General features: G+C 68.2%; 18 protein-coding genes. 5 read left to right on the top strand and 13 right to left on the bottom strand.

The genetic code is table 11. The features are described 5' to 3' along the window. Window positions 1-11: 11 nt before the first annotated feature. Genes MKP05_RS00295 through MKP05_RS00285 form a run of 3 tightly spaced genes read right to left on the bottom strand, consistent with a single transcriptional unit; the run spans window position 12 to window position 3,875 of the window. Window positions 12-818 carry an enoyl-CoA hydratase-related protein gene (locus MKP05_RS00295; protein ID WP_240566566.1) on the bottom strand — a complete coding sequence of 269 codons (807 nt, stop codon included), beginning with the start codon at window positions 816-818 and terminating at the stop codon, window positions 12-14. After that, the gene (locus MKP05_RS00290) at window positions 815-3,013 is read right to left on the bottom strand and encodes an acetate--CoA ligase family protein (protein WP_240566563.1); all 2,199 of its coding nucleotides are present in this window, start codon (window positions 3,011-3,013) and stop codon (window positions 815-817) included. The genes MKP05_RS00295 and MKP05_RS00290 overlap by 4 nt, the downstream gene beginning before the upstream one ends. A 55-nt stretch (window positions 3,014-3,068) precedes the next feature. Continuing rightward, window positions 3,069-3,875, bottom strand: a complete 807-nt coding sequence (locus MKP05_RS00285) for an enoyl-CoA hydratase/isomerase family protein (RefSeq protein WP_240566561.1) — start codon at window positions 3,873-3,875, stop codon at window positions 3,069-3,071. Window positions 3,876-4,114: 239 nt separating this feature from the next. On the opposite strand from MKP05_RS00285, the gene MKP05_RS00280 reads away from it, so the two are divergent. Continuing rightward, window positions 4,115-5,032, top strand: a complete 918-nt coding sequence (locus tag MKP05_RS00280) for a MurR/RpiR family transcriptional regulator (RefSeq protein WP_240566559.1) — start codon at window positions 4,115-4,117, stop codon at window positions 5,030-5,032. A gap of 120 nt (window positions 5,033-5,152) precedes the next feature. Here the strand turns inward: MKP05_RS00280 and MKP05_RS00275 are convergent, their stop codons facing one another. After that, complete coding sequence (locus tag MKP05_RS00275) at window positions 5,153-6,130, bottom strand: NADPH:quinone reductase (protein WP_240566557.1); 978 nt, start codon at window positions 6,128-6,130, stop codon at window positions 5,153-5,155. Window positions 6,131-6,226: 96 nt separating this feature from the next. Beyond that, window positions 6,227-6,799, bottom strand: a complete 573-nt coding sequence (locus MKP05_RS00270) for a hypothetical protein (protein ID WP_338072334.1) — start codon at window positions 6,797-6,799, stop codon at window positions 6,227-6,229. Window positions 6,800-6,935: 136 nt separating this feature from the next. On the opposite strand from MKP05_RS00270, the gene MKP05_RS00265 reads away from it, so the two are divergent. Further along, window positions 6,936-7,691 (top strand): glycerophosphodiester phosphodiesterase family protein, encoded by a 756-nt coding sequence (locus tag MKP05_RS00265; RefSeq protein WP_110281928.1) that lies wholly within the window; start codon window positions 6,936-6,938, stop codon window positions 7,689-7,691. Between the two features lie 28 nt (window positions 7,692-7,719). On the opposite strand, the gene MKP05_RS00260 is transcribed toward MKP05_RS00265, so the two are convergent. Continuing rightward, entirely contained in the window at window positions 7,720-9,174 is a 1,455-nt protein-coding gene (locus tag MKP05_RS00260) for a cobyric acid synthase (protein ID WP_240566555.1), read from the bottom strand. A 91-nt stretch (window positions 9,175-9,265) separates the two neighbouring features. On the opposite strand from MKP05_RS00260, the gene MKP05_RS00255 reads away from it, so the two are divergent. After that, window positions 9,266-9,523: a type II toxin-antitoxin system Phd/YefM family antitoxin gene (locus MKP05_RS00255; RefSeq protein WP_240566553.1), complete on the top strand. Its 258-nt coding sequence runs from the start codon at window positions 9,266-9,268 to the stop codon at window positions 9,521-9,523. Next, window positions 9,511-9,807 carry a type II toxin-antitoxin system RelE/ParE family toxin gene (locus MKP05_RS00250; protein WP_240566551.1) on the top strand — a complete coding sequence of 99 codons (297 nt, stop codon included), beginning with the start codon at window positions 9,511-9,513 and terminating at the stop codon, window positions 9,805-9,807. Before MKP05_RS00255 ends, MKP05_RS00250 begins: the two co-directional genes overlap by 13 nt. Before the next feature lie 104 nt (window positions 9,808-9,911). Here the strand turns inward: MKP05_RS00250 and bluB are convergent, their stop codons facing one another. The 6 genes from bluB to cbiE are packed head-to-tail and all read right to left on the bottom strand — an operon-like array spanning window position 9,912 to window position 14,517. Next, complete coding sequence (bluB, locus tag MKP05_RS00245; protein ID WP_240566549.1) at window positions 9,912-10,637, bottom strand: 5,6-dimethylbenzimidazole synthase; 726 nt, start codon at window positions 10,635-10,637, stop codon at window positions 9,912-9,914. A 30-nt stretch (window positions 10,638-10,667) separates the two neighbouring features. Next, a complete protein-coding gene (gene cobO, locus MKP05_RS00240) occupies window positions 10,668-11,273 on the bottom strand; it encodes a cob(I)yrinic acid a,c-diamide adenosyltransferase (protein WP_240566547.1) in 606 nt (201 codons plus the stop codon). 1 nt (window position 11,274) lies between these two features. Further along, the gene (cobF, locus tag MKP05_RS00235; RefSeq protein WP_240566545.1) at window positions 11,275-12,105 is read right to left on the bottom strand and encodes a precorrin-6A synthase (deacetylating); all 831 of its coding nucleotides are present in this window, start codon (window positions 12,103-12,105) and stop codon (window positions 11,275-11,277) included. After that, the gene (gene cobM, locus MKP05_RS00230; protein ID WP_240566543.1) at window positions 12,102-12,905 is read right to left on the bottom strand and encodes a precorrin-4 C(11)-methyltransferase; all 804 of its coding nucleotides are present in this window, start codon (window positions 12,903-12,905) and stop codon (window positions 12,102-12,104) included. Before cobM ends, cobF begins: the two co-directional genes overlap by 4 nt. After that, complete coding sequence (locus MKP05_RS00225) at window positions 12,902-13,297, bottom strand: cobalamin biosynthesis protein (protein ID WP_240566542.1); 396 nt, start codon at window positions 13,295-13,297, stop codon at window positions 12,902-12,904. The genes cobM and MKP05_RS00225 overlap by 4 nt, the downstream gene beginning before the upstream one ends. Further along, a complete protein-coding gene (gene cbiE, locus MKP05_RS00220) occupies window positions 13,294-14,517 on the bottom strand; it encodes a precorrin-6y C5,15-methyltransferase (decarboxylating) subunit CbiE (RefSeq protein ID WP_240566540.1) in 1,224 nt (407 codons plus the stop codon). The genes MKP05_RS00225 and cbiE overlap by 4 nt, the downstream gene beginning before the upstream one ends. Before the next feature lies 1 nt (window position 14,518). Between cbiE and MKP05_RS00215 the strand changes: the two genes are divergently transcribed. Further along, the gene (locus tag MKP05_RS00215; protein WP_240566539.1) at window positions 14,519-15,244 is read left to right on the top strand and encodes a cobalt-precorrin-6A reductase; all 726 of its coding nucleotides are present in this window, start codon (window positions 14,519-14,521) and stop codon (window positions 15,242-15,244) included. Between the two features lie 140 nt (window positions 15,245-15,384). On the opposite strand, the gene cobJ is transcribed toward MKP05_RS00215, so the two are convergent. Continuing rightward, window positions 15,385-16,134 (bottom strand): precorrin-3B C(17)-methyltransferase, encoded by a 750-nt coding sequence (gene cobJ, locus MKP05_RS00210; RefSeq protein WP_240566750.1) that lies wholly within the window; start codon window positions 16,132-16,134, stop codon window positions 15,385-15,387. Window positions 16,135-16,180 lie beyond the last annotated feature (46 nt).

The following is a 16,180-nucleotide window of genomic DNA, read 5'->3' as shown; positions in this document are numbered from 1 at the left end:
CTCGCTGACGCCTACTTCCTCGCCATCTGCGCCAGCATGGCGTTGACGGCCTCGAGATGTTCGGGCTCGTTGTGGCACAGGCCCTGGAAGACCGCGCAGAGGTCGAGGAAGTCCTTGAGCTCGGTGCGCTGCGCCATCTTCATCAGTCGCTTGGTCAGGCGGGTGGCCTTCGGCGGCTGGGCGGCGATGCGGGACGCCAGTTCCCCCACGCGTGCCATCAGCGCCTCGGGCTCCACTACCTCGAGCACGATGCCGAGGTCGCGGGCCTCCTCGGCGTCGATCACCCGGCCGGTCAGGGTGAGCTCGAAGGCCCGCTGGTAGCCGATCAGGCGCTGCATGAACCAGGCGCCGCCGTCGCCGGGGATGATGCCCAGGTTGAGGAAGGTCTCGCCGAACTTGGCCTTGCTCGATGCCAGCCGCAGATCGGCCATATTGGCCAGGTCGAAGCCGGCACCGATGGCCGGGCCATTGACCGCGGCGATGATCGGCACCTCCACGTCCTGCAGGGCCAGCGGGATGCGCTGGATGCCCCGGCGGTAGCGGGTGGCCACGTCGGCCACACCGCCTTCGAAGTCGCCGCCGCGATTGGCCATGTCCTTGACGTTGCCACCGGCGGAGAAGGCGCTGCCGGCACCGGTGATTACCAGCACCGAGACGTCGTCGCAGCGATTCACCCACTGGGCGGTGGCGACGATGTCGTCGGCCAGGGCGCTTCCGGTCAGGGCATTGCGCACGTCGTGGCGGTCCAGGGTCAGGGTCGCGGCGCGCCCCTCCAGGGCCAGGCGGGCGTCGGTGAGTTGCGGCAGTGTCGGGCTCATGGGCGGGCCTCCGCGTCGATGGATTGGCGGTCGACGATAACCCTGGCATCCACCACCGCATAGCCGTCCGCGTAGGCGATGACCGGGTTGAGGTCGAGCTCGGAGAGCGCCGGGTAGGCGTCGACGATGCTCGACACCTTGAGCAGCAGGTCGACCAGCGCCTCCTTGTCCACCGCCGGCTCGCCGCGGGCCCCCTCGAACACCTTCTTCGCCTTGATCTGCTCCACCATGGCGCGGGCATCATGGCGCGACAGCGGAATGGCGCGGAAGGCCACGTCCTCGAGGATCTCGACGAAGATGCCGCCCAGGCCGAACATCAGTACCGGGCCGAAGATCGGGTCGCGGATCACCCCGGCGATCACCTCCACGCCCTTACTCGCCATCGGCGTCACCAGCACGCCCTCGATCTCGGCGGCCGGGGCATGGGCCCGGCAGGAGGTCAGGATCTCGTCGTGGGCCCGGCGCAGGGCCTGCTCGCCGATGAGGTTCAGCTTGACGCCGCCGGCATCGGACTTGTGCAGGATATCCTTCGAGACCACCTTCATCGCCAGCGGGGTATCGCCGACCTCCTCACGGAACCGGGCCGCGATGGCCGCCAGTTCCGCCTCGCTTCTGGCGATGCGCTCGGACGGCACCTCGACACCGTGATCCCGCAGCAGCTGCTTGGCCTCGTACTCGAAGAGGTCCCGCCCCTCGCCGCGGGCCCGCTCGAACATCGCGACCAGTGCCGGCCTGGGCGCCACGGCCGCCTCGCGGCTCTGGCTGTGCAACTGCGCCAGGTACTGGCCCCGCTCGCCCAGCGCGGCGAGGACCCGTACCGACTGCTCGATGGAGGCGTAGACCGGCAGGCCCGCCTCGTGCAGGCGACGCAGCGCCGGCGGCTTGATCGGCGTGTAGAGGCTGTAGATCACCAGCGGCTTGGTGGTGGCCTTGGACAGGTCGACCATCGCCTCGGCGCCGCGCATCTCGTCGCCCAGCAGCGATTCGGCGAAGCGGATGCTGTAGCCGCCGAACATGCCGACCAGGAAGACGCTGTCGACGTTGTCATCGGCGGCGACGATCTCCATGCAGGTGGCCAGCAGCGAGGGATGGGCATCGGTGGAGCCGGCCACGTCCACCGGGTTGAGGGTGGAGGCCTGGGGGAAGAGCACCTCGCGCAGACTCTGGCGTGTGGTGTCGCTGAGCTCGGCCAGCTCCAGCCCCGCCTCGGCCAGGCGATCGGAGGCGATGGTCGCCTGGCCGCCGCCGTCGGAGATCACCGCCACCCGCTTGCCGCAGGCCTTCTGCAACAGCCCCAGGCCCTCGGCCACCGGCAGGATCTCGTCGGAGTACTGCACCACGCTGACCCCGGACTGGCGCAGCAGATCCACGGTCATGGCGTAGCTGCCGGCCAAGGCGCCGGTGTGGGAACTGGCCGCCTTCTGGCCCTGCTCGGTGGAGCCCGACTTGTAGACCACCACCGGTTTCATGGCGGTGACCTCGCGGGCCACGTCGAGGAACTTGCGCCCATCGCGGAAGCCCTCGACGTAGAGGGTGGCGACGCGGGTGTGCTCGTCCTCGCCCAGGTAGCGCAAATAGTCGTTGAAGCCGATGTCGCTCTGGTTGCCGGGCCCCACATAGGTGCTGAAGCCCACGTGGCCGTTGTGCTGGGCCTCCAGCGCCAGCGACAGCAGCATGTTGCCGGACTGGGAGATGATGCCGACGTCGCCGGGCCTGACGTTGTCCAGCGCCAGCAGGTTGACCTTGTGGTGCAGGTTGAAGATGCCCGAGGTGTTGGGCCCGATGATGCGTACCCCGTGCGCCTCGGCCTTGGCCATCATCTCGCGCTCGAGCTCGGCCCCATCAAAGCCGATCTCGGCGAAGCCGCTGGCGAGTATCACCGCCCCCTTGATGCCGCGGCGGCCGCATTCGGCGATCAGCCCGGGCACCGTGGCGGCCGGGGTGCAGATCAGCGCCAGTTCCGGGCTGCCGGGGATCGCCGTGACCGAGGGCCACGCCTTGACCCCCAGGATCATGTCGGCCCTGGGGTTCACCGGATAGATGTCGCCGCGATAGCCATCCTTGACCAGGCCGACCATGGCCTTGTAGCCGCGCTTGGTGGGGTCGGCCGAGGCACCGACCACGGCGATGCCGGTGGGGGCGAGGATGTCGTGCAGGGGGCTGCGGCTGTCGAGATGTCCTTCGATGGGATTCATGTGGTGCTGACCTTGGCCCGAGGGCCCTTGAGCGGTGATCGACGGGTGAAGATGGTTACTTGCCCTGGAACCGGGGCGAACGCTTCTCGGCGAAGGCGTCGACGCCCTCCTGCCAGTCCTCGGTGGTGGAGCAGGTGAAGACCGCGTCCAGCTCCTGCTGGAGCTGGCTCTCCAGGCCGGTATCGCTGCCCTGGTTGACCAGCCGCTTGAGCATGGCGATGGAGACCGGCGCCTGGCCGGCCAGCTGGCCGGCCAGGCGCCGGGCCTCGTCGAGCAGGGCGTCACCGGTCCAGCTGGCCGTCGCCAGGCCGATGCGGGCGGCCTCCTCGCCGTCGATGCGCCTGCCGGTGAACAGCAGCTGGCGCGCCATGTTGAGGCCGACCAGCTGGGGCAGGATCTTGGAGACGCCGCCGCCCACGCAGGTGCCGATGCTGGTCTCGGGGAAGCCGATCTGGGCCTCGTCGGCCATCAGGATGAAGTCGCAGGCAACCGCCATCTCGGCCCCGGCGCCCAGGGCATAGCCGTTGACCGCGGCGATCACCGGTTTCTTCAGCCGAAGGATCGCCTCGCAGACATCGTTGCCGAGCCGCAGGTACTGGCGTCGCTGGAACGGCGAGCGCTTGGCGCTGCCGTGCTCCTTCATGTCGGCGCCGACGCAGAAGGCCCGGCCCTCGCCGGTGAGGATCACGGCACGGACATCGAGGTCGGCGGAGGCCACGGCCAGGGCATCGAGCAGCTCGGTGTAGAGTGTCTCGACCACCGCATTGAGGCGGTGCGGGCGGTTGAAGCGGATCTCCAGCACCTGGTCGTGGCGGCGGGTGATCAGGGTCGCGTAGTCGGGCTTGGGGGTGGCGTGGGGCATGCGGGTCTCGGCGGTAACGGACGAAGGGACGGCAACCGGAACAAACGTGTCACTTTTTCCTCGGGAAAGGCACGTCTGTTGTGGCCGCATGCTAGACGAAGGTCATGTGCCGGGTCAATACATCCGTGCCATTATGTTTTGTTATGGGATACGTTTGTTTCATCCATCCATCGCCCCCATGGGTTACAATGCATCCCGCGCTTGCGTGGTCATGACAGGAATCAGGTGAGGAGAACAGCGTGCTGGAACAGGAGACCCGGCGTCCCGAGGCCCCGCTGGACGGCGCCACGCGACTGGATGCCGTCAATCAGCAACTCGCCGAAACCTACCCGGAACTGAGCCGCCAGCTCAAGCTGGCCGCCGGCTATGTGCTGGAGCATCCGGTCGAGATCGCCTTTCAGTCGATTCGCAAGTCGGCCGCCGCCGCCTGCGTCACCCCCTCGACCCTGATGCGCCTGGCCAAGCGGCTGGGCTTCGAGAGCTACGAGCAGTTCCGTGAGGTGTTCCAGTCGGCGGTGCAGGCCGGCCCGGTGGAGCTCTCGGGGCGGGCCAGCCACCTGCGCAGCCTGGCCAGCCAGACCGACGACCAGGTGTTCCTCGACGTGGGCGATGCGGCCTTCGACAACATCGGTCGACTGTTCACCGCCGACAACCAGTCCCGGGTACGCGAGGCCGCCCGCCTGCTGCTGGGGGCCGGCAAGGTCGCGGTGGTGGGCTTCCGCGACACCTTCGCCTGCGCCTACCACTTCGCCTATGTGGGGCGCATCGCCATGCCCAACATCCACCTGGTCCGCGGCCTGGAGGGAGGGCTGCTCACCGAGCTCGCCCCCTTCGGCGAGGGCGACGTGGTGGTCGCCTTCGGCTTCGAGCCCTACTGCGCCGAGACCATCCGTGCGCTGGAACTCACCCGGGAGGCGGGCGTCAGCGCCATCGTGGTAACCGACACCATGCGCTCGCCGCTGGTGCCCGGGGCGAGCATTACCTTCAACGTGGCCAACGCCACGCCCCACTTCTTCCCCTCGATTCTTTCGGCGATCACCCTGATCGAGGTGCTGCTGGCCGAATGCGTGGCCTTCGGCCCCGACGACCTGGTCGACAACGTGGCACGCTTCGAGTCGCGGATGCGGGAGATGGGCGCCTACGTCGATATCGACTGAGGGGTGAGACGGAAGACGGAAGACGGAAGAACAGCAACGGGCCACGGGCTACGAGCGCCCGTAGCCCGTAGCCCGTAACCCGTAACCCGTAACCCGTAACCCGTAACCCGTAACCCGTAACTAGGGTATCAGGATGGTGGAGCCGGTGGTCCGGCGTCCCTGCAGGGCCTCCTGGGCCTTGCCCGCTTCCGCCAGCGGATAGCGCTGGGCGATGTCGACCTTGACCTTGCCGCTCTCCAGCATCTCGAAGAGCTCGGCGGCCATCGTCTCCAGGCGTTCGCGGGTGTCGGCGTAACCATTGAGGCTCGGCCGGGTGACGAACAGCGACCCCTTCTGGTTGAGGATGCCGATGTTCACGCCATCCACCGGGCCCGAGGAATTGCCGAAGCTGACCATCAGCGCCCGCGGCTTGAGGCAGTCCAGCGAGGTCTCCCAGGTGTCCTTGCCCACCGAGTCGTAGACCACGTCGCACCTCTCGCCACCGGTCAGCTCGCGTACCCGCTCGACCACGTTCTCCTTCGTGTAGTCGATGGTGGCCCAGGCACCGTTGCGCTTCGCCAGTTCCGCCTTCTCGGGAGAGCTCACGGTGCCGATCAGCTTGACGCCCAGTTCCCGCGCCCACTGGCAGGCGAGGGAACCGACGCCGCCGGCGGCGGCGTAGAAGAGGATCGTTTCGCCGCCCTCGAGCCGACGCGTCTGGCGCAGCAGGTACTGCACGGTCAGCCCCTTGAGCATGCAGGCCGCCGCGGTCTCGAAGTCGATGGCATCGGGCAGCACCACCACCTTGGCGGCGGGCAGGGTGTGCCGCTCGGCGTAGGCGCCCAGCGGCCCCTGGGCGTAGGCGACCCGGTCCCCCGGCCTGAGGTGGCTGACCCCCTCGCCCACCGCCTCGACCACGCCGGCGCCTTCGGTCCCGAGCCCCGAAGGCAGCGACGGTACCGGGTAGAGGCCGGTGCGGAAGTAGATGTCGATGAAGTTCAGGCCGATGGCCCGGTTCGCGACCCGGACCTCGCCAGGCCCCGGCTCGGCAGGCGCGACGTCGGCGAACTCGAGCACCTCGGAACCGCCGGTGCGGGCAAACTGGATGCGCTTGGCCATGGGATGCTGTCCTGTGTATCGGGATGCTGAGGGATAGGGCCCTTTATCCAAACGCCGATGGCGCCGGGGGTCAAGTCAGGGGCCGATCCGTCGAGATCAGGCCCCGGAGGTTAAGGACGCCAACCCCTCGACGAAGGCCCGCTTCTCCGCCTCGAAGAAGCGCGCGTCGTGCTTGAAGCGGCGCAGCACCTCCTGCTCGTCGAAGGACAGCGTCGGCTTGAGTTCACCGGGCAGGGTCGCCGGATGCCGGCCGGACAGCCCCACGCGCTTGCCGCAGGCATCCTCGACCCAGCGCGAGATGCCGCACTCGCGCAGGAACGCCTCGTCGAGGTCATCCGTCGGCTCGACCCGCAGCGGCGCATTCAGCGCCAGCTCGCGAATCAGCCGCCGCCGGGGCTCGCGGCTCTCCTCGAGCGACGCGCTCAGCGCCAGCGTCATGCCGTCGCCGGCCTCGTCGAGCACCAGCAGGGCCAGCGCCAACGGCGCCTCGTCGTTGTCCACCAGCGCCCACAGCCGTGCCGCCTCGTTGGCAAACAGCAGGTGTCGCGTGCCACTGAACGCCACCAGGGGCGTCAAGCCCGCGGTCGTGCCGTGCACCGCCGCACACAACCGGGCCAGGCAGGCATCGCGCCGTTCGCCCGGCTCGAGACTCACCACCTTCATCGTCATCCCCCCGTGCCTGTAGACAGTCGCGCGAAGCCTAGCATATTCCTTCCGGCGACAGCCTGGCATATCGTGCAGTGACATCCTGCCGTCACCCCCGTGCAGTATGATCCCAGGCCGACCGAACAAGGAAGCGACGTCCATGCCACACCCCGCCATCGCCCTGCCCCGCCTGATGGCCCACCGCGGCCTCTCGGCCCATGCTCCGGAGAACACCCTGGCCGCCGTGCGGGCCGCCTTCGAGGCCGGTTGCACCTGGGTGGAGCTCGATGTGCAGTTGCTCGGCGACGCCACCCCGGTGATCTGGCACGACGCCACCGTGCGACGTTGCTCCGACGGGCGTGCACGGCTAGCCGACCTGGACTGGCCTCGCGCCCGCAGGCTGGACGCGGGCAGCTGGTTCGGCGACCGCTACCGTGGCGAGCCCATGGCCACGTTACGCGAGATGCTGGAGTTGCTCGACGAACTCGGCATGGGCCTCAACCTGGAGCTCAAGGTCACCCGCGGCCGCAATGCAGCGGCGCTGGTCGACAGTGTAGTGCCGACCCTGCTCGATGCCCTGCCCCCGGAGCGGCTGATTCTCTCCTCCTTCCACGATGGCGCCCTGGCCCGCGCCCGGGAGCTGGCCCCCCCGTCGCGGCTGGCCCTGGGTGTGCTGTTCGAGGGCATCTCCCGCGACTGGCGCTCGCGCTGCGAGGTGGTGGACGCCTACAGCGTGCATGCCGACTGGAAGCGGCTCAGCCGACGCGGTGCCCGAGCGGTGTGCGAGGCGGGCTATCGCCTGCTCTGCTACACCGCCAACGACCCCACGGCCTTCGCCCACCAGTGGGCCTGGGGGGTGGAGAGCGTGATCAGCGACGACCCGGCGTGTTTCGCCGGTCATCTGCCCGACGCCTGAACCGCTCCGGAGCCCGGGGTCGACTGCATCACCGCGATGCCAGTAGACGTTCGATCCCCACCATGTCGAGGCACGCCTCCAGGGCATCGGCCAGCCGGTCGAGTTCGGCGAGCCGGTGGACGGCGTAGTCCACCGCCCCGCCCTCGCCGCCCAGGCCGCAGCGCGCCAGCAGCGCCGTGCAGGCCTCGGGGCGGTCGAACAGGCCGTGCAGATAGGTGCCCATGACCTGGCCATCGTCGCTGACCGCGCCGTCCGGTCGCCCCTCCAGCTCGCAGAAGGGTCGCTCCAGCGCAAGCCCCTCGCTGACGCCGTTGTGGATCTCGTAACCGGCGATAGGCTCCCCCTCCGACAGCAGGCGGCCCTCGACGTTGAGCAGCTGCTTGCCGGCCACCATGCGGGTGGTCATCTCCAGCAGGCCGAACCCCGGCGTGGAGCCGGCCGGCCCCTCGAGCCCCTCCGGGTCGTCGATCACCGTGCCCAACATCTGGAAGCCGCCGCAGATGCCCAGCACCCTGCCGCCGAAGCGCAGGTGGCGCCGGATCGCGGTCTCCCATCCCTGGCGGCGGAGCCAGTCGAGGTCACTGCGGGTGCTCTTGCTGCCCGGCAGGATGAGCAGATCCGCCGGCGGGATGGGCTGGTTCGGTCCGACGAAGGTGAGCGCCACGCGCGGGTGCAGGCGCAGGGGGTCGAAGTCGTTATGGTTGCTGATGCGCGGCAGCGCCGGGACCACGACGTGCAGCGCCGGCTCGCCCTCTTCCCGCCCCTCGCGGCCGATGCTGTCCTCGGCATCCAGCAGCAGCCCCGGCAGATAGGGCAGCGTGCCCATCACCGGCCTGCCGGTGCGCTGCTCGAGCCAGTCCAGGCCCGGCTGCAGCAGCGCCATATCGCCGCGAAAGCGGTTGATCACGAAGCCCCGGGTACGCGCCCGTTCGGAGGCCGAGAGCAGTTCCAGGGTGCCCACCAGCTGGGCGAAGACACCGCCGCGGTCGATGTCCCCCACCAGCAGCACCGGGCAGTCGACGGCCTCGGCGAAGCCCATGTTGGCGATGTCGTTGGCGCGCAGGTTGATCTCCGCCGGGCTCCCGGCACCCTCGGCGATGACGACGTCATGGCGGCTCGACAGCGCCTGCCAGGCGGCCATCACCGCGGCCTTCGCCTCACGCTTGTAGGCGTGGTAGTCCAGGGCATCCATATGACCCTGCACCCGGCCACGCAGGATCACCTGGGCGCCGCGGTCGCTCTCGGGCTTGAGCAGCACCGGGTTCATGTCGCTATGCGGCGCCACCCCGGCCGCCAGCGCCTGCAGCGCCGTGGAGCGGCCGATCTCGCCGCCATCCACCGCCACCGCGCTGTTGAGCGCCATGTTCTGCGGCTTGAACGGCGCCACCGACACCCCGCGCCGCGCCAGCACCCGACACAACCCCGCCACCACGGTGCTCTTGCCCGCATCCGAGGTGGTGCCCTGGATCATCAGTGTTGCCATGCTCGTTGCCGTCCCCTTGCCGTTGGTGGATTGCCCGCCGCCCCAAAGTGACACTATAGTATCACTTACCACTCCCGAGACGGAGATTCCCATGAAAGTCGAGCTGGTGACCAATCTCAAACGCCAGGCCACCAAGATCCTGGCAGAACTGCACGACTCCAAGGAGCCGGTGCTGATCACCGAGCATGGCCAGCCCTCCGCCTACCTCGTCGATGTGGAAGACTACGAGTTCATGCAGCGTCGCCTGGCATTACTGGATGGCCTGTCTCGAGGGGAACGGGCGACTCTGGAGGGACGGACCTACTCCCAGTCGGAGGCGAAAGAGAAGCTGGGCAAATGGCTGAAGTAACCTGGACGGAACCCGCCCTCTCCGACCTGGAGGCCATTGCCGACTATATCGCCCTGGATAACCCCGACGCCGCCCGCAAGCTGGTGACAGCGGTCTTTGCCGCCACCGAACGCCTCGAGACCTTCCCTGGATCAGGCCGCACGTCCCCGGAACTTCCCGACTCCGTCTACCGGGAGGTCGGAGTGCCACCTTGCCGGGTCTTCTACCGCCAGGACGCCGATAGCGTGCTGATACTCCATGTCATGCGCGAGGAAAGACAGCTCAGGACCTATCTCTTGGGCTGACTACGAATCCACGCCTGCAAGCACCCGGCGCAACCCGCCACCACCGAGCTCTTGCCCGCATCCGAGGTGGTGGCCCGAATCATCAAAGTGGACAATGACTTCCATCAACTGCTGTCATATCGAGCGTCGATCGCCCGCTTCAAGGGAGTACTGGCCAGTGGCTCGCCCCAGCCATTGCCATGCACCCGCTCGGTCAGCGGCAGGCGTTGCCGCCAGCCCGCGCGCGCGAGTTCCGGCCGGTCGAGGAAGTCGCCGACATAGCCCAGGCAGAGATAGGCGAGCGGGTAGACCGACGCCGGCAGCGACAACACCTCGGCCAGTTCGGCCGGGTCGAGGATGCTGACCCAGCCGACGCCGATGCCTTCGGCCCGGGCCGCCAGCCACAGGTTCTGGACCGCCAGGCAGGTGCTGAACAGGTCCGTCTCGACGATGCTGTGCCGACCCAGCACGTGCTCGCCGCCACGCTCCCGGTCGCAGGTGATGCACAGGTTGAGCGGGCTCTCCAGGATGCCCTCCAGCTTGAGGCGGCGATAGAGCATCCCGCGCGCCCCGGCGTGGCACTCGGCCGCCCTGGCGTTCTCACGCTCGAAGATCCGATGCACCCGTTCGCGCACCTCGAGGCTGTCGATCACCAGGAAGTCCCAGGGCTGCATGAAGCCCACCGAGGGCGCGTGGTGGGCAGCCTCCAGCAGGCGCGCCAGCACCTCGGGCGGGATGGGATCCGGCAGGAACTGGGCGCGCACGTCCCGGCGCTCGTGGATGGCCCGGTAGACGCCGGCCCGCTGTGCTTCGGGGAAGGCGTGGTCGGGTCGCCCGCTCTGCTCTACCATGCGGCTCTCTCCTGGCAACGTCGTGGATGTCTAGAGCTCGACGCCCTTCTGCGCCCTGACGCCCTGCTCCTTGAAGGCGTGCTTGACCACCTTCATCTCGGTGACGGTGTCGGCCAGCTCGATCAGCGCCTCCGGGGCGTGGCGGCCGGTGACGATCACGTGCTGCATCACCGGGCGGGCCTGGAGGTCGTCCAGTACCCGGTCGAGGTTCAGGTACTCGTGGCGCAGGGCAATATTGAGCTCGTCGAGCAGCACCAGGTCGTAGCTGTCGTCGGCCAGCATCCGGCTGGCCTCGGCCCAGGCGGCCTCGGCGGCACGGATATCGCGCTCGCGGTCCTGAGTGTCCCAGGTGTAGCCCTCGCCCATGACGTGATAGTCCACGCCCGGCAGCTGGCGGAAGAAGGCCTCCTCCCCGGTCTGGAACTTGCCCTTGATGAACTGCACCACCCCCACCTGCATGCCATGGCCCAGGGCGCGAGCGAGCATGCCGAAGCCGGAGCTGCTCTTGCCCTTGCCGGGGCCGGTGAGCACCAGCAGCACGCCCTGATCCTTGTCGGCGGCGGCGATGCGCTCGTTCATGATCTTCTGCTTGTGGGCCATGCGCTCGGCATGGCGCTGGGGATCGACCTTCTTCATTTCACTCTCCTGCGGTGTCGATAGGGCTATTCGATTGGCTCGGCAGCAGCGGCGCCCGGGCCAACAAGTAGACGTCCATGATCCAGCCATGCTGCTCGCGCAGGGCGGAGCGGCGCTCGAGGATCGACGGGGCCACGTCAGCCAACCAGCCGTCGAGCAGGCTTTGCTTGTCCATGCCCAGGTAGGCGCCCCACCAGATGTAGAGGCCTCCGGGAGGCAGCACCTCGAAGGCGCCTCCGCTGTCGAGCATGACCGCGACGCTGGCGGCATCGCCGGGCCAGCCGCGCTCACGCAGACGCCGGCCGGTGGTGATCTGGACCGGTTCGGCGAGCGCATTGAGGGGGATCCGGTGCTCGGCGGTCAGGACCTGCAGGCTGGTGATGCCCGGTACTATCTCTACCTTCAGGTCCACCTCGACCGCCCGCCCAGCGGCGCTTTTCATACACGCCCCAAGACGCCTGGCGATGCGCAGGCTGCTGTCGTATAGCGAGGGATCACCCCAGATCAGCATGCCGACTCGTCCGCCCTGCGGCAGATGGGACTCCATGAGCCCGGCCCAGACACGAGCAATCGCCTCATGCCAGTCGTCCACCGCGCCCAGGTAATCGGCGCGGGCATCGCGTCGAGGTAGATCGAACTCCACGACCCGGGTGCGTGACGGATCGTCCAGGAGGTTCCGGCACAGCAGCCGGCGCAGGTCGACCAGGTCCGACTTGGCGTCCCCCTTGCGTGGCAACAGGATGAGGTCCGCCTCATTGAGCGCCCGCACGGCAGCCAGGGTGACATGATCGGGATTGCCCGTACCGATGCCGATCAGCGAGAGCCGGATCATGCGTCGCCTCCCATGTCTTCTGCGGTACCGGCAAAGGGCGAGTCCGCCGACTGGGGCCGAAAGCGACGATCATAGCCGACCGAATACAGGCAGCTTTCCTGGAAATCCTCACTTTCCAGAACGGATCCCACCAGGATCAGCGCCGTCCGCTGCATGCGCTCGTCGACTCGGGATGCCACCGTCGACAAGCGCCCCCGGACCACTCGTTCATCGGGCCAACTGGCCCGCCAGACGATGGCGACCGGACAATCGGCACCGTAGAACGGCACCAGGTCTTCCACCACCTGGGCCAGGTGATGAATGGAAAGGTGAATCGCCAGGGTGGCGCCGGTTTTTGCGAAGTTGGCCAGGGTTTCGCCATCCGGCATGGCGCTGGCACGCCCTGGTGTGCGTGTCAGCACCACGGATTGCGCCACCCCCGGCAGCGTCAACTCCTGCCCCAGGGTGGCGGCAGCAGCAGCAAAGGACGGCACGCCCGGGGTAATGGCATAGGGAATGTCCAGCTCGCGCAACCGGCGCAATTGTTCCCCCATGGCGGACCACACCGACAGGTCCCCGGAATGCAGTCGGGCCACGTCCAGGCCCGCGGCATGGGCGCTACGCATCTCGTCGATGATCTCATCCAGGGACAGGGGCGCGGTGTTGAGGATCCGGGCGCCTTCCGGGCAATGCTCGAGTACCTGGTCGGGCACCAGCGACCCCGCGTAGAGGCACACGGGGCAGGAGGCGATGAGATCCCGCCCCCGCAATGTCAGGAGATCCGGCGCACCGGGGCCGGCGCCGATGAAGTGTACCGTCATGCTGTCTCTCCCAGAGGGGCTCGCGCCACCGCCGCGGTGGCCAGTCGATCCATTGAAATCAGCCGGGGGCCGAGCAATGCCGCACCGGAACCCGCCGCCAACAGGGCGACGGCCTCGGCGACGCTCCCCGTTCCCCGGGCCCGCCAGCTGTGCCGGGAACGGGTAATCGTGATAGCCGTGGGCAGGGCGGCGTCGGCCACGAGGATCACCGCGATACCCCGCACCCGTCCCAATTCCTGAACCAGCGGCCACATCGTCCGGGTCGCGGCCAGCCGGTCAACGGCACCGTAGTGTTCGTGGAGCCGATCCAGCGCATCAATCAGCGACGCCAGCAGCGCCCCTCGGCGAAAGCCGAAACCCGCTACTGTTATCGAATCATCCACTACTATCATCGGGTCACCCGCCATTGCACGATGGGGTAGCTGGCCTTCCAGCCCCGTCGCGTGCCGATGGGAGCGGCGGCCGCCAGCTCGAGACGCAGCAGCTCACCGCCGGCCAGCTGCTGCCAGTGAGCCAGCAAGGCCTCGGACTCCAGGGTCACTGCATTGGCCACGAGGCGTACACCAGCCGGCAGGTGCCGCCACAGCACCTCCAGCAAGGTTTCCGACAGTCCGCCGCCGATGAATACCGCATCGGGCAGCGGATGATCGCGCAGCGTCTGATCACCCAGAACTTCGGGGGCGCTCCCCTCCACCACCTCGAGCCAGTCGACGCCCAGCGTTCGGGCATTGCGACGCGCCCGCGCCGCCCGCTCGCGGTGTACCTCGAAGGCCACGGCCTGGTTGTCCGGGTGGGCCAGCAGCCACTCGATGGCGATCGAGCCCGACCCCGTGCCGATATCCCACAGCCGCTCCCCCGCTACCGGGGCCAAGGCGGCCAGCGTCATGGCGCGAACCGCCTGCTTGGTGATCTGGCCATCGTGCTCGAACCATTCGTCCGGCAGGCCAGGTGTCAGCGGCAAGGCCGGCGCATCACCGGCCACCTCCAGGCCCACCGCGACCGGGTGGAGGATATCGCCAGGCAGGGCGGCGTCTGCCCGCACGCTGCGGATGCGCTCACCGTCACCGCCCAGCGATTCCAGAACATGCAGCCGAGACGAGCCGAAACCGCAGCGCACCAGCAACCCCGCCAGTTCGGCCACTGCGTCGCCGTCCCTCAGCAGCACCAGCAAGCGCCTTCCACGGTGCAGGTAAGGCCGGATGCGCGTCAGGGGTTTGGCGTGCAGGCCCAGGCACGGGCAGCCCTCCAGCGACCAGCCCAGCCGCGATGCCGCCAGGCTGAAGGTGGATGGCGATGGCAGGGCCTGCCATTCTCCAGCAAGCACATGACGCGCCAGGGTGGTGCCCGCCCCGAACCAGAACGGGTCGCCGGAAACCAGCATGACGACCCGGCGGCCGCGCTCGGCCAACAGTTGGGGGAGTCCGTCCGCGAATGGCACCGGCCATTCCCGCACCTCGGCAGCCAGAGGCGGCAACAGGCGCAGATGGCGACGCGCGCCGAACACCACCTCGGCGCCTTCCAGCGCGTCGCGGCTTGCCGGCGTCAGCCCCTCTGTGCCACCCTCCCCCCAGCCTAGAATCGTCAGCCAGGGAGCGTCGTTAACGTCAGCCATCATGAAAGTCCTGATTCTAGGGGGAACCACCGAAGCCAGTGCCCTGGCCAATGCCCTGGCCGAACGGTCGATCCCTGCCCTGTTCAGTTATGCCGGTCGAGTAAGCGCTCCCAAACCGCAGCCGTTGCCCACCCGCGTCGGCGGTTTTGGCGGGGTGGAGGGCCTGGCCGCCTTCCTGGCGGACAAGCGCATCACCCATCTGGTCGACGCCACCCACCCCTTTGCCGAACAAATGAGCCGCAACGCCGTATCGGCGGCGCAGCGAAGCGGCATCCGCTTCATCGCCCTGACCCGGCCCCCCTGGGAACCGATGGCCGGCGATCGCTGGCAACGGGTCGCCAGTGTCGACGCGGCGGTGAGCGCCCTGGCCGGTCCGCCGCAGCGGGTGCTGCTGGCGATCGGGCGCATGCACCTCGCCGCCTTTGCGGCACAGCCCCAGCACCACTACCTGCTGAGGTTGGTCGACCGACCCGAGGCCCCACCGCCCCTGCCTCATCACCGTGTGACCGTCGACCGTGGTCCCTTTACGCTGGACAGCGACCTGGCCCTGCTCCGGGAACATGGCGTCGAGCGCCTGGTGTGCAAGAATTCCGGCGGCGACGGTGCGGTTTCCAAACTCACCGCCGCCCGGCAACTGGGCCTGCCGGTGGTGATGATCGAGCGGCCGGCTCTCCCGCCGCGCCAGGAAGTCCATTCCATTGACGCAGTCCTGGCCTGGCTCGCTTAGAGGGCGTCTACAAATTACTGCGCTAGGCCATGCGTCGTTGAAATCAGCCTTAAAATGCTCATTTACAACCCCGTAAACTGCGCTTTTGCGGCTAATTTCGCCTTGCCTGACCGTCGCTCGTGACATTTGTAAACACCCTCTTATGGCGCCGAGCGCGGCGTATAGACCCACGGCTGCCCATCGCGCTCGAGTCGGCGCGTCTGACTGGATCCCACCATCACCAATGTGCGCATGTCGGCCATCTCCACGTCCGCTTCCCCTAGGGTCGTGACCCGAACGGATTCCTCCGGCGTGGAGACGGCCCGCGCGAACACGATCGGGCGCTGCGGCCCGCAGGCCTCCCGCAACACCTGCAAGACGTGTCCGAACCCCTCCGGCCGCGCCCTGGAGCGGGGGTTGTAGAACGCCATGGCAAAGTCAGCCTCTGCGGCCAGCCGCAAGCGCTTCTCGATCAGTGCCCAGGGCTTGAGGTTGTCGGACAGGTTGATACAACAGAAATCATGTCCCAGCGGCGCACCTACGCGCGCACTGGCAGCCAGCATGGCGGAGATGCCCGGCAATACCTGGATGTCCAGCGAACTCCACGCCGGCTCTCCCGCCTCCAGTGCCTCGAAGACGGCCGCGGCCATGGCGAACACGCCAGGGTCACCCGACGAGACGACCACTACCCGATGGCCATCGGCGGCCATCTGCAGCGCCTGTTCCGCCCGCCTGATTTCCTCGCGGTTGTCCGAGCCGTGGCGCGTCAGTCCCGGGCGCGGCGGCACCCGCTCGACATAGGGCACATAGCCCACCACATCGGTGGCCTCGGCCAGCGCGGCGGACACTTCCGGGGTGACCATTGCCTCGGCGCCCGGGCCTAGCCCGGCGATTCTTAGCCAGCCGCCCATCCCCCAGCCATCCTTGTCCCAGCTATCCTTCCCAACCCTGGGATCT

Source organism: Halomonas flagellata, assembly GCF_022487945.1.
GTDB lineage: Bacteria > Pseudomonadota > Gammaproteobacteria > Pseudomonadales > Halomonadaceae > Halomonas > Halomonas flagellata.
Note: the sequence above shows the minus strand (reverse complement) of the source record. Positions and strands in the feature narration are given on the sequence as shown.

What these genes read in the sequence shown, in the direction of transcription:
- cbiE (WP_240566540.1), bottom strand. Translation starts at nt 14,517, where the DNA reads ATGGCTGACGTTAACGACGCTCCCTGGCTGACGATTCTAGGCTGGGGG.
- MKP05_RS00270 (WP_338072334.1), bottom strand. Translation starts at nt 6,799, where the DNA reads ATGACGATGAAGGTGGTGAGTCTCGAGCCGGGCGAACGGCGCGATGCC.
- MKP05_RS00295 (WP_240566566.1), bottom strand. Translation starts at nt 818, where the DNA reads ATGAGCCCGACACTGCCGCAACTCACCGACGCCCGCCTGGCCCTGGAG.
- MKP05_RS00265 (WP_110281928.1), top strand. Translation starts at nt 6,936, where the DNA reads ATGCCACACCCCGCCATCGCCCTGCCCCGCCTGATGGCCCACCGCGGC.
- MKP05_RS00215 (WP_240566539.1), top strand. Translation starts at nt 14,519, where the DNA reads ATGAAAGTCCTGATTCTAGGGGGAACCACCGAAGCCAGTGCCCTGGCC.
- MKP05_RS00260 (WP_240566555.1), bottom strand. Translation starts at nt 9,174, where the DNA reads ATGGCAACACTGATGATCCAGGGCACCACCTCGGATGCGGGCAAGAGC.
- MKP05_RS00255 (WP_240566553.1), top strand. Translation starts at nt 9,266, where the DNA reads ATGAAAGTCGAGCTGGTGACCAATCTCAAACGCCAGGCCACCAAGATC.
- MKP05_RS00285 (WP_240566561.1), bottom strand. Translation starts at nt 3,875, where the DNA reads ATGCCCCACGCCACCCCCAAGCCCGACTACGCGACCCTGATCACCCGC.
- cobM (WP_240566543.1), bottom strand. Translation starts at nt 12,905, where the DNA reads ATGACGGTACACTTCATCGGCGCCGGCCCCGGTGCGCCGGATCTCCTG.
- bluB (WP_240566549.1), bottom strand. Translation starts at nt 10,637, where the DNA reads ATGGTAGAGCAGAGCGGGCGACCCGACCACGCCTTCCCCGAAGCACAG.
- cobJ (WP_240566750.1), bottom strand. Translation starts at nt 16,134, where the DNA reads ATGGGCGGCTGGCTAAGAATCGCCGGGCTAGGCCCGGGCGCCGAGGCA.
- MKP05_RS00225 (WP_240566542.1), bottom strand. Translation starts at nt 13,297, where the DNA reads ATGATAGTAGTGGATGATTCGATAACAGTAGCGGGTTTCGGCTTTCGC.
- cobO (WP_240566547.1), bottom strand. Translation starts at nt 11,273, where the DNA reads ATGAAGAAGGTCGATCCCCAGCGCCATGCCGAGCGCATGGCCCACAAG.
- cobF (WP_240566545.1), bottom strand. Translation starts at nt 12,105, where the DNA reads ATGATCCGGCTCTCGCTGATCGGCATCGGTACGGGCAATCCCGATCAT.
- MKP05_RS00275 (WP_240566557.1), bottom strand. Translation starts at nt 6,130, where the DNA reads ATGGCCAAGCGCATCCAGTTTGCCCGCACCGGCGGTTCCGAGGTGCTC.
- MKP05_RS00290 (WP_240566563.1), bottom strand. Translation starts at nt 3,013, where the DNA reads ATGAATCCCATCGAAGGACATCTCGACAGCCGCAGCCCCCTGCACGAC.
- MKP05_RS00250 (WP_240566551.1), top strand. Translation starts at nt 9,511, where the DNA reads ATGGCTGAAGTAACCTGGACGGAACCCGCCCTCTCCGACCTGGAGGCC.